Origin of the sequence: Streptomyces swartbergensis, assembly GCF_002148965.1 — a bacterium.
GTDB classification, from domain to species: Bacteria; Actinomycetota; Actinomycetes; order Streptomycetales; family Streptomycetaceae; genus Streptomyces; species Streptomyces swartbergensis.
This window is the reverse complement of sequence record NZ_NGFN01000266.1, coordinates 1-12,100: the sequence shown is the minus strand read 5'-3', so window position 1 is coordinate 12,100 and position 12,100 is coordinate 1. Positions and strand designations below refer to the sequence as shown.

Genomic DNA, 12,100 nt, shown 5'->3' with positions numbered 1-12,100 from the left:
GGCCTGGCCACCCCCATGACCGCCCAGGCCCGCAACCTCTCCGGCGGCCAACGCCAACGCATCCGCCTGGCCAGAGCCCTCCTCGCCGACCCGGAGATCCTCCTGGCCGTCGAGCCCACCTCCGCCCTCGACGCCCACACCGAAGCCACCGTCGCCGACCGCCTCACACAAGCCCGGCAGGGCCGCACCACGGTCGTGACCACCACCTCTCCCCTCGTCCTGGACCGCACGGACACCGTCCACTACCTGGTCGACGGCAAGGTCGCGGCCTCGGGCAGCCACCACGAACTGCTCGACACCACCCCCGGCTACCGCGCCCTCGTGGCCAGGGACACCGAGGAGGCCGTCCGATGAGCCGCGGACACCTGCCCGTCGCCGAACGGGCGGACGTCCGACGGGCGTTGCTGGACCTGGTACGGGCGGACACCCGGGCCTTCAGCACCGTCCTCGCCCTCAACGCCCTCGCCGCCCTGGCCGGTCTGGCAGGTCCCTGGCTGCTGGGCCGGATGATCGACGACGTCCGCGCCGGGCACGGTGTGGCGGCCGTGGACCGGCTGGCCCTCGTCCTCCTGGCCTGCGCCCTCGCCCAGTTGTTCCTCGCCCGCTGGGCCCGTTACGTGGGCCACCGCTTCGGCGAACGCACCCTCGCGCGCGTACGGGAGCGGTTCGTGGACCGCGCCCTCGCCCTGCCCGCCTCGGTCGTGGAACGCGCCGGCACCGGCGATCTGACGGCCCGCGGCACCTCGGACGTCACGACCGTGGGCAACACGCTGCGGGACGCCGGTCCGGTCCTGCTCATCAACCTCGTGCAGTCCCTGTTCATGGTCGGCGCGGTGTTCCTGCTGGACCCGCTGCTCGGCGCCCTCGGCGTGCTCGGCCTGACGCCGATCTGGCTGGCGTTGCGCTGGTATCTGCGGCGGGCCCGGGACGGGTATCTCGCCGAGGGCGCGGCCACCTCGGACGTCGCGGAGATCCTCGCGGCGACCGCGGCCGGAGCGCGCACGGTGGAGGCGTTCCGGCTCCGCGAGCAACGCACCGCCGCGAGCCGGGAGGCACTGGAGACGTCCCGCCGTACGCGCCTCTACACACTGTTCCTGCGCACGGTGTTCTTCCTGGCGGTGGAGGTGTCGTACGTCCTCCCGGTGGCCGGGGTGCTGGTGATCGGCGGGGCGTTGCACACCTCGGGCTCGATGAGTCTCGGGGCGGTCGTGGCGGCGGCCCTGTATCTGCACCAGATGAGCGGGCCGCTGGACAAGATCCTGGTGCGGGTCGAGCAGCTCCAGAGCAGCGACGCCTCCTTCGCCCGGGTGGAGGGGCTGGCGCAGGCCCCGCGGGCCGCCGGGGAGGGCGAGGGTCCCGATCCGGACGGCGACCGTATCGACGTCACCGGTGTGCGCTACGCCTACGACGGGGGCGCCGAGGTGCTGCGCGGCGTCGACCTGACGGTGACGTCCGGGGAGCGGCTGGCCATGGTCGGGCCGTCGGGCGCCGGGAAGACCACGCTGAGCCGGCTGATGGCGGGCATCGACGCGCCGACCGCCGGCTCGGTGACGGTCGGCGGCGTGCCCGTCGTCGGGCTCGGACCGGAGCGGCTGCGCCGCCAGGTCGTGCTGGTCACCCAGGAGCACCACGTGTTCCTCGGCTCGGTCCGCGACAATCTGCGGATCGCCGAACCGTCCGCCGGTGACGAGGAGTTGTGGAAGGCGCTGTCGGTGGTCGGCGCCGACGCGTGGGTGCGGGAGCTGCCGGAGCGCCTGGACACCCGCCTGGGCCAGGGCGGTCACCGCACCGACGGCTCCCAGGCCCAGCAACTCGCCCTGGCCCGCGTGGTGCTGGCGGACCCGCACACGCTGATCCTCGACGAGGCGACCGCGCTGCTCGACCCGACGACCGCCCGGCACACCGAGCGCGCCCTGGCCGCCGTGCTCGAAGGGCGCACGGTCATCGCCGTCGCGCACCGGCTGCACACCGCGCACGACGCCGACCGGGTGGCCGTGATGGAGGACGGCCGGCTCACCGAACTCGGCACGCACGACGAGCTGGTGGCGGCCGGCAGTGCCTACGCGGCGCTGTGGCACTCCTGGCACGGGGACCCGCCCAGGGATCACCACGAGTCCGTATAGCGAACATGGACTTCCGGTCAACGAACCGTTTCCGGCCATACTGTTGACGCGCCCCTGACAGAAAGCGCGCTCCCCTGCCACGCTTCCCACGACTGCTCCACGGCAACCCCACGGCAACACCTCCACCTCCCCAGGCCGGGCGATCCCCGGTCCCGCAGAAGGAGCCAGTGTTGAGAAGCAGTTCCTCGCGAAGAAGCACCTCTCACAGACGCACTCCCCACACCCCCCGCCGCACCGCGGCCGTGGCCCTCGCCGGCGTCGCCGCGCTGATCGCCGCCGCCGTGCAGAGCGGCACCGCCACCGCAGCCCCGGAGAAGGCACCGCAGGCCGCGAGCAAGGCGAACCCCGGCTCGGAGCCGGTCCGGCTCTCCCCCGCCCAGCGCGCCGCGCTGATCCGCGAGGCCGACGCGGACAAGGCCGGGACGGCGAAGGACCTGGGCCTCGGCGCCAAGGAGAAGCTGGTCGTCCGCGACGTCCTCAAGGACCGCGACGGCACCCTGCACACGCGCTACGAGCGCACCTACGACGGCCTGCCGGTCCTCGGCGGCGACCTGGTCGTTCAGAGCACGAAGGCGGACGACACCGCCGCCGTCGTGAAGGCCACCCGCGCCGCCATCACACCGGCCACGACGAAGACCGCGGTGCCCGCGGCGAAGGCCCGGCAACAGACCCTGGCCGCGGGGAAGGCCGAGGACGCCAAGAGCCCGGCCGTCAACCGGGAGCCCCGCAAGGTGATCTGGGCCGCCAACGGCAAGCCGGTCGTGGCGTACGAGACGGTCGTCGGCGGCTTCCAGCACGACGGCACCCCGCAGGAGCTGCACGTCGTCACCGACGCCACCACCGGCGAGAAGCTGTACGCCTGGGAGGCCATCGAGAACGGCACCGGCAACACGGTGTACTCCGGCACGGTCGACCTCACGACCACCCAGTCGGGCTCGGCGTACAACCTCACCGACGGCGCCCGCGGCAACCACAAGACGTACAACCTGGGCCGCGGCACCTCCGGCACCGGCACCCTCTTCTCCGGCTCCGACGACGTGTGGGGCAACGGCAGCCCCTCCAACCTGGAGTCGGCCGCCGCCGACGCGCACTACGGCGCCGCGCTGACGTGGGACTACTACAAGAACGTGCACGGCCGCAGCGGCATCCGCGGCGACGGCGTGGGCGCGTACTCGCGCGTCCACTACGGCAACAACTACGTCAACGCGTTCTGGTCGGACAGCTGCTTCTGCATGACCTACGGCGACGGCTCGGGCAACGCGAACCCACTGACGTCGATCGACGTGGCCGCGCACGAGATGACCCACGGGCTCACCTCGAACACCGCGGGCCTCAACTACAGCGGCGAGTCCGGCGGCCTGAACGAGGCGACCTCCGACATCTTCGGCGCGACCGTCGAGTTCTTCGCCAAGAACTCCTCCGACGTCGGTGACTACCTCATCGGCGAGGAGATCGACATCAACGGCGACGGCACGCCGCTGCGCCACATGGACAAGCCCAGCAGGGACGGCTCGTCCAAGGACGCCTGGTACTCGGGCATCGGCTCGATCGACGTGCACTACTCCTCGGGCCCGGCGAACCACTTCTTCTACCTGCTGAGCGAGGGCAGCGGCACCAAGACCATCAACRGTGTCACCTACGACTCGCCCACCTCGGACGGCCTCCCGGTCACCGGCATCGGCCGGGACAAGGCGGAGAAGATCTGGTTCCGCGCGCTGACCACCAAGTTCACCTCGACCACCAACTACGCGGGCGCCCGCACCGGCACCCTCGCGGCGACCGGTGAGCTCTACGGCACCGACAGCGCCGAGTACAAGGCGGTCCAGGACGCGTGGGCGGGCGTGAACGTCGGCGCCCGCTCCGGCGGCGGAGGCGGCGGCGGTACGTCCTTCGAGAACACCGCCGACGTGGCGATCCCGGACCGGGGCGCGGCGGTCACGTCACCGGTCACCGTCTCGGGCCGGACGGGCAACGCGCCGTCCAACCTCCAGGTCGCCGTGGACATCGTCCACACCTACATCGGCGACCTCCAGGTGCAGCTGGTGGCCCCCGACGGCACGGCGTACACGCTGAAGGGCTACGGCACCGGCGGCAGCGCCGACAACATCGCCACCACCTACACGGTGAACGCCTCCTCCGAGGCCGCCAACGGCGTCTGGCAGCTGCGGGTCCAGGACAACGCGGCCCGCGACACCGGATACATCAACAGCTGGAAGCTCACCTTCCCGTAGGCCCGTTCGCGGTCTGCCCAAGGCAGGGCGCCGCCCCGGTGGGTTCGACTCCCCCGGGGCGGCGCCCGCTTCATGCCTCCGGTGCGACACGTCGCCGTCGTTTTCCGGCCAACATCACGTGGCGCTCCTGACATGTACGCGCCCCAAGTGCCACTCTTCCCCCACCCGCCGCACAGCACCACAGCAGTTCCCCCACACCTAGGAGCTCGTGTGACCACCCCTGTCTACGCGCGTCACAAGCGCACCACGCTGGCCATCGCCACCGCCGTCGCGGCCGGCGCCCTGCTCACCACCGCTCTGACCTCCGGCAGCAGCGCCGCCGCCGACTCCTCCTCCGGCAAGCCGGCCCTCGCGGCCGCACCCGTCCTGCTGACCGCGCCCGCCCGCGCCGCCCTCATCAAGGAGCAGCAGGCGAACGCCACCGGCACCGCCGACGAGATAGGCCTCGGCGAACAGGAGAAGCTGGTCGTCAAGGACGTCGTGAAGGACGCCGACGGCACGGTCCACACCCGCTACGAGCGCACCTACGCGGGCCTGCCGGTCCTCGGCGGCGACCTCGTCGTGCACGAGTCGAAGTCGGGCGAGACCAAGGGCGTCACCAGAGCGACGAAGGCCGCGCTCGAGGTCGCCTCGCTCAAGCCGACGGTCACCGCCGCCAAGGCCGAGAAGCAGGCCGTGACGCTCGCCAAGGCGGCCGGTTCGGAGAAGACCGAGGCGAACTCCACGCCCCGCAAGGTCATCTGGGCGGCCGACGGCAAGCCCACCCTCGCCTACGAGACGGTCGTCGGCGGCCTCCAGGAGGACGGCACCCCGAACGAGCTGCACGTCGTCACCGACGCCGCCACCGGCAAGAAGCTCTACGAGTACCAGGGCATCGAGACCGGCACGGGCAACACCACCTACAGCGGCAAGGTCACCATCGGCACCACGAAGTCCGGGTCGTCCTACACCCTGACGGACGGCACGCGCGGCGGCCACAAGACGTACAACCTGAACCGCGGCACCTCCGGCACCGGCACCCTCTTCTCCGGCTCCGACGACGTCTGGGGCACCGGCAACCCCTCCAACCTGGAGACCGCCGCCGCCGACGCCCACTACGGCGCCCAGGTGACCTGGGACTTCTACAAGAACACCTTCGGCCGCAGCGGCATCCGCAACGACGGCAAGGCGGCCTACTCGCGCGTCCACTACGGCAACAACTACGTCAACGCGTTCTGGTCGGACAGCTGCTTCTGCATGACCTACGGCGACGGCTCGGGCAACACCCACCCGCTGACCTCGCTCGACGTCGCCGCGCACGAGATGAGCCACGGCCTGACGTCGGCCACGGCCGGCCTCAACTACAGCGGCGAGTCCGGCGGTCTGAACGAGGCGACGAGCGACATCTTCGGCGCGGGCGCGGAGTTCTTCGCGGGCAATTCCTCCGACGCCGGTGACTACCTCATCGGCGAGGAGATCGACATCCACGGCGACGGCTCCCCGCTGCGCTACATGGACAAGCCCAGCAAGGACGGCGACTCCGCCGACGCCTGGTCCTCCAGTCTGGGCGGCCTGGACGTCCACCACTCCTCCGGCCCCGCCAACCACTTCTTCTACCTGCTGTCCGAGGGCAGCGGCACGAAGACCGTCAACGGCGTGACCTACAACTCGCCCACGTCCAACGGCTCCACGGTCACCGGCATCGGCCGCACCAAGGCGCTCCAGATCTGGTACAAGGCGCTGACGACGTACATGACGTCGACGACCAAGTACGCGGGTGCCCGCACGGCGACCCTGAACGCGGCCTCGGCGCTGTACGGCGCGAGCAGCGCCGAGTACAAGGCGGTCGCCTCCGCCTGGTCCGCCGTCAACGTGGGCTGACCGAAGCACGGCCGAGGACGGTACCCGGAGCGAAGGCACATCCGGGTACCGCCCTACTCTTGGTGACCATGCCTTCGGAAGACTTCACCTACGCCGATGTCGGCGCCACCCGTGACCAGGGCTTCTGCCCGCCGGGCTTCCACCCCATGAACGTGCGCACCCGCCTCGGGGAAGGCGAGGAGGTCTTCCACCGCGCCTCGGAGGCGGTGCTCACCTGGGAGATGCACCGGGCCATGGGCGTCGGCATCGACGCCGGCGCGGACCGGGCGGCCCCCGGCGTCGACGTCACCGTCACCCTCGCCGGGATGATCAAGGCCCCCTGCCGCGTGGTGTGGACGGTCGAGGAACCCCGCCGCGCGGGCTGGGCTTACGGCACGCTGCCCGGCCACCCCGAGTGCGGCGAGGAGTCCTTCGTCGTCGACCGCACGGGCGACGGCACGGTCTGGCTGACGGTGAACGCCTTCAGCCGGGGAGCCAAGTGGTACGCGAGGGCGGGCGGCCCGGCGACCAGGGGCTTCCAGCACGCATACGCCAGGCGGTGCGGCACCGTCCTGCGGAACCTTGCAACGCAGGGTGGTGCGGACACCTAAGGGACGCGGGGCTGTATCGATCTGCGGCTCCGCCGCGTGGGCGCGACCAGCCCCCACGCACCCGCGGACAACCCTCAACGCATCAACAACCCCGCAGCCTCCACCAGTTCCTCGCTCGGCCCGGCCACGAGCCCCAACTCCGCACTCGAAGCCAACAGCCGATGCGCGGGAAGGATCCGCACCGTGTACCCAAAAGGCCCGGTGCGATCCAAGGACAAGGGCCCCTCATAAACCCACCGCCCGTCCAGACCGGCGGAGCCCACCGGCTTCAGAGGAACAACCGTCGCGTCACCGATCCGGTCCTCCTCGTCCACCCGCCCAGAAACGGCCTGCACCTCCACGTCATCAGGCCCGAGATCCCCGAGCCCCACCCGCACCCGAAGCCCCAGCGTCGTCCCCAACTCCGCCAGCTCCGCCACCGCGGACGTCTCCACATGGTCGACGGTGACCCCCGGCCACGCCGCCCGCACCCGGCCCTTCCAMTCGGCGAGCTCCCGCGCCGCGTCCGGAACCATGGACCGGTGGGCGAGCGCCGCCGGCGAGTAGAGCCGCTCCACGTACTCGCGGACCATCCGCCCGGCCAGCACCTTCGGTCCGAGCAGGCTCAGCGTCTGGCGGACCATCTCGATCCACCGGTCGGGCAGCCCGCTCTGCCCGCGCTCGTAGAAGCGGGGCGTCACCCGCTGCTCCAGCAGGTCGTACAGCGCCGCGGCCTCTACGTCGTCGCGATGGTCCGGGTCGGTCCCGACACCGTCAGCGGTGGGGATGGCCCAGCCGAAGTCCGGCTGGAACCACTCGTCCCACCAGCCGTCCAGGACGGACAGGTTGAGACAGCCGTTGAGCGCCGCCTTCATCCCGGACGTGCCGCAGGCCTCCAGGGGACGAAGTGGGTTGTTCAGCCAGATGTCGCACCCCGGGTACAGCTTCTGCGCCATGCCCATGCCGTAGTCCGGCAGGAACACGATCCGGTGCCGTACCCGCGGGTCGTCCGCGAACCGCACCAGCTCCTGCACCAGCCGCTTCCCGCCGTCGTCCGCGGGGTGCGCCTTGCCCGCCACGACGATCTGGATCGGCCGCTCGGGATGCAGCAGCAGGTCCATCAGCCGGTCGCGGTCGCGCAGCATCAGCGTCAGACGCTTGTACGACGGGACGCGCCGCGCGAAGCCGATGGTCAGGACGTCCGGGTCGAGCACGCCGTCGATCCAGCCCAGCTCGGCCGTGCCGGCCCCGCGCTGCCGCCAGGAGGCCCGCAGCCGCTCCCGCACCTCCGTCACGAGCTGCTCGCGCAGCCCCCGCCGCAGCTCCCAGATCTCCTGGTCGGGGATGTCCGCCAGCGCGTCCCAGCGGTCCGAGCCGCCGACGGTCAGCGCGTCCTCGGCGCGGTGGACGCCGACCTGCCGGGCGCCGATCCGGAACACCTCGGGGGCGACCCAGGTGGGCGCGTGCACGCCGTTCGTCACGGAGGTGATCGGCACCTCGTCGGCGTCGAACCCGGGCCACAGGCCGGAGAACATCTCGCGGCTGACGTTGCCGTGCAGCAGGGAGACGCCGTTGGCGCGCTGGGCGAGGCGCAGGCCCATCACGGCCATGTTGAACAGGTTGGGCTCCCCGCCGGGATAGCTCTCCATGCCGAGCCTGAGGACGCGCTCGACGTCGATGCGGGGCAGCTCGGCCTCGGGGCCGAAGTGGCGGGCGACCAGCTCGCGGTCGAAGCGGTCGATGCCGGCCGGGACGGGGGTGTGAGTGGTGAAGACCGTCCCGGCGCGGACCGCCTCCAGCGCCGAGTCGAAGTCCAGGCCCTCCGCGCAGAGCTCGGCGATCCGCTCCAGACCGAGGAACCCGGCATGTCCCTCGTTCGTGTGGAACACCTCCGGCGCGGGGTGCCCGGTCAGCCGGCAGTACGTGCGCACCGCCCGGACCCCTCCTATGCCGAGCAGCATCTCCTGGAGCAGCCGGTGCTCGCTGCCGCCGCCGTAGAGCCGGTCGGTGACGCCCCGCTCGCCGAGGTCGTTCTCCTCGACGTCCGAGTCCAGCATCAGCAGCGGGACCCGGCCGACCTGCGCCAGCCAGATCCGGGCGTGCAGCTGCTTGCCGCCGGGCAGGGCGAGGGCGACCTGGGCGGGGGTGCCGTCGGCCTCCTCCAGGAGGACCACGGGCAGCTCGTTGGGGTCGAGGACGGGGTAGTGCTCCTGCTGCCAGCCGTCCCTGGACAGGGTCTGGCGGAAGTAGCCGTGCCGGTAGAGCAGGCCGACGCCGATCAGCGGGACGCCGAGGTCGCTGGCCGCCTTCAGGTGGTCGCCGGCCAGGATGCCGAGGCCGCCGGAGTACTGCGGCAGGGCGGCCGTGATGCCGAACTCGGGTGAGAAGTAGGCGATCGCGGCGGGAAGTTCGTCGGGCTGGGCCTGGTACCAGCGCTCGCCGGTCATGTAGTCGTTCAGATCGCCCGCGACCGCGGCGAGGCGGCGCAGGAAGCGGCGGTCCGAGGCCAGGTCCGCGAGCCGCGCGGGCGGCACGCTGCCCAGCAGCCGGACCGGGTCGCCGCCCGAGGCGGCCCACCGCTCGGGGTCGACGGACTGGAACAGCTCACGGGTCTCCGCATGCCACGACCAGCGCAGATTGCGGGCCAGATCACTGAGCGGCCGGAGGGGTTCGGGGAGAACGGGTCGGACGGTGAATCGACGGATCGCCTTCACGGGTTCCACCTCGGCGCGTTCGCAGGATGACGCAGGGTTCTGACACAGGGCTTCATCGACGTCACCTACGACAGTACCGGCGGCGGTGCCGCCGCCGGTGAAGCTCCGGCACCCAATCCCCGATCGTCCGGAACCGCCCCCTCCACGGATATGGCCGATTCCGCCCCCTAGGCGTCCTTGTGGCGCTTCACACGCCACGAGAGGCTGCCCCTGGCGTACCGGCCCGCGCCTGCCGCACGCGGCGCCGCACGGCAGCCGTACGCCGAGTCGAGGAGGGGAACTCGGACCATGGCACGGACGCGCGCACGGCGTCTGCGCTGGACGGGGGGCCTGGTGGCGGCGATCTGTGCCGCGGCGTTTTCGGCCATCACCCTGCCCGCGCACGCCGTACCGGAGGGGCGGATACTCGGCGCCGGACAACCCGGCTCCGTGCACGGAAGTTACCTGGTCACACTGAAGGAGGGCACCCGGGCTCCGTCGGCGGCCGGAAAGGCCCTCGCCGAGAAGTACGGGGTGAAGATCAGCCACATCTACGGCAAGGTCCTGAACGGCTACGCGATCAGGACCGACGAGAGACGGGCCGGGCGGCTCGCCGCCGACCCCCGGGTCGCCTCGGTCGTCCAGGACACCCGCGTCCGGCTGGACCGCACCCGGCACGAGCCGCCCTCCTGGGGGCTGGACCGCGTCGACCAGCCGGGTCTGCCGCTGGACCGGAGCTACACCCCGCCCGCATCCGCGGGCGCCGGGGTGACCGTGTACGTGATCGACACCGGCGTCCGGACCACGCACCAGGACTTCGGCGGCCGGGCGGGCCACGGCTGGGACTTCGTGGGGAACGACGAGGTCGCGTCGGACGCCAACGGCCACGGCACGCACGTCGCCGGCACGGTCGCCGGGACGGCCCACGGTGTCGCCAAGAAGGCCCGCGTCGTCTCCGTACGCGTGCTCGACGCCGCGGGGGCGGGCACCACGGCCCGGGTGATCGCCGGGATCGACTGGGTGACCCGGCACGCGAAGAAGCCCGCCGTCGCCAACCTGAGCCTGGGCGGCCCACGCAACGACCGGCTGGACACCGCCGTCCGCGCCTCCATCGCCTCCGGCGTCACCTACACGGTCGCCGCGGGCAACGACGGCAGGTGGGCGGGCCTGTACTCCCCGGGGGCCGTCAAGCAGGCGATCACGGTCGGCGCGACCGACCGGAGGGATGCGAAACCGGCCTTCTCCAACCACGGTCCGGCCCTCGATCTCTTCGCTCCGGGCGTGCGCATCACCTCCGCGTCCGCCGCGAGCGACACCGCGCGGGCCGCGTTCTCGGGTACCTCGATGGCGGCACCGCATGCCGCGGGCGCGGCCGCGCTGTATCTGGCCGACCACCCGAGGGCGGCTCCGGCCCAGGTCAGCAGGGCCCTGACCACGGGAGCGGCGACCGGGAAGATCTCCGGCCGCGGTCCCGGTTCGCCGGACAAGTTACTGCGGGTGCCGCACGCCTAGGGCGGAGGAGCAGCCACGCGAAGGGGCCGGCCTCGTCCGTCACGGTCGAGGCCGGTCTTGTGTGTCGACATACGCGTGAGTAGTTAACAAAGTGCCGGATTGCCCACCCGAATAGGGTGGGAAGGCTCCTCCGGGTACCCCTCTCTGGAGCACCATGCAGGACCCACCTCCCCACAGACATCCGCCCACCCACGTTGACGCGGACAGGAGCGGTCATGCCCGCCAAGCACCATTCGTCACCAACCCCCACCCGCCGCACCGGGGCGCGCGCGCCCGCCGGCGAGTCACGTCCCGCGCGCCCGGCCGACGCCGGTCCACAGGTCCCGCAACCACCCCCCGCGGGCGAGGCGACCGCCGTCGGGCGCATACCCGTTCTCGATGTCCGCCCGGTCGTCCAGCGCGGACGCCGGCCGGCCAAGGCCGTGACCGGCGAGACCTTCGAGATCTCGGCGACCGTGTTCCGGGAGGGGCACGACGCGGTCGCCGCCAATGTCGTCCTGAAGGATCCCGAGGGCCGCCCCGGCCCGTGGACGCCGATGCGGGAGCTGGCCTCCGGGACGGACCGGTGGGGCGCCGAGGTCACCGCCGGGGAGCCCGGCCTGTGGTCGTTCACCGTGGAGGCGTGGGGCGATCCGGTCAGCACCTGGCGCCATCACGCGCAGATCAAGATCCCGGCGGGCATCGACACGGACATCGTCCTTGAGGAGGGCGCGCGCCTGTACGAGAGGGCGGCCGCCGGTGTGCCCGAGGAGGGTGGCCGACGGGCCGTGATCCTCGCGGCCGTCGAATCCCTGCGGGACGAGGACCGCCCGGCGGCGGCGCGGCTGGCGGCGGCGCTGACGCCTCAGGTGGACGAGGTGCTGGCCCGGCATCCGCTGCGGGACCTGGTCACCACCTCCGAGCCGCTGCCCCTCCTCGTCGAGCGCGAGCGGGCCCTGTACGGCTCCTGGTACGAGTTCTTCCCCCGCTCCGAGGGCACCCGGCAACAGCCCCACGGCACCTTCCGCACCGCCGCCCGCCGCCTGCCGGCGATCGCGGCGATGGGCTTCGACGTGGTCTACCTGCCCCCGATCCACCCCATCGGCACCACCTTCCGCAAGGGCAAGAACAAC

8 protein-coding genes are annotated in these 12,100 nt (G+C 72.0%); 7 read left to right on the top strand and 1 reads right to left on the bottom strand.

The window, feature by feature from the left end; all coding sequences use genetic code 11:
• The 5 genes from CA983_RS31740 to CA983_RS31720 all read left to right on the top strand — a co-directional run.
• Window positions 1-354 (top strand): ATP-binding cassette domain-containing protein (locus CA983_RS31740; RefSeq protein ID WP_143645603.1); only part of this gene is annotated, 354 nt, incomplete at its 5' end.
• Complete coding sequence (locus tag CA983_RS31735) at window positions 351-2,123, top strand: ABC transporter ATP-binding protein (RefSeq protein WP_086604249.1); 1,773 nt, start codon at window positions 351-353, stop codon at window positions 2,121-2,123. The genes CA983_RS31740 and CA983_RS31735, both read left to right, overlap by 4 nt.
• Before the next feature lie 170 nt (window positions 2,124-2,293).
• Complete coding sequence (locus CA983_RS31730; protein WP_086604248.1) at window positions 2,294-4,354, top strand: M4 family metallopeptidase; 2,061 nt, start codon at window positions 2,294-2,296, stop codon at window positions 4,352-4,354.
• A gap of 210 nt (window positions 4,355-4,564) precedes the next feature.
• Window positions 4,565-6,214, top strand: a complete 1,650-nt coding sequence (locus CA983_RS31725; RefSeq protein WP_086604247.1) for a M4 family metallopeptidase — start codon at window positions 4,565-4,567, stop codon at window positions 6,212-6,214.
• 68 nt (window positions 6,215-6,282) lie between these two features.
• Window positions 6,283-6,804, top strand: coding sequence for a DUF1990 domain-containing protein (locus CA983_RS31720; RefSeq protein WP_086604250.1), 522 nt, complete (start codon window positions 6,283-6,285; stop codon window positions 6,802-6,804).
• Window positions 6,805-6,878: 74 nt separating this feature from the next.
• Here CA983_RS31720 and CA983_RS31715 read toward each other — a convergent pair whose 3' ends face one another.
• A complete protein-coding gene (locus tag CA983_RS31715) occupies window positions 6,879-9,497 on the bottom strand; it encodes a glycosyltransferase family 1 protein (protein WP_086604246.1) in 2,619 nt (872 codons plus the stop codon).
• A gap of 288 nt (window positions 9,498-9,785) precedes the next feature.
• On the opposite strand from CA983_RS31715, the gene CA983_RS31710 reads away from it, so the two are divergent.
• Both CA983_RS31710 and CA983_RS31705 read left to right on the top strand, forming a co-directional pair.
• Window positions 9,786-10,988 carry a S8 family peptidase gene (locus tag CA983_RS31710; protein WP_086604245.1) on the top strand — a complete coding sequence of 401 codons (1,203 nt, stop codon included), beginning with the start codon at window positions 9,786-9,788 and terminating at the stop codon, window positions 10,986-10,988.
• A 215-nt stretch (window positions 10,989-11,203) separates the two neighbouring features.
• On the top strand, window positions 11,204-12,100 hold an 897-nt coding region (locus CA983_RS31705; protein WP_143645602.1), incomplete at its 3' end, for a maltotransferase domain-containing protein.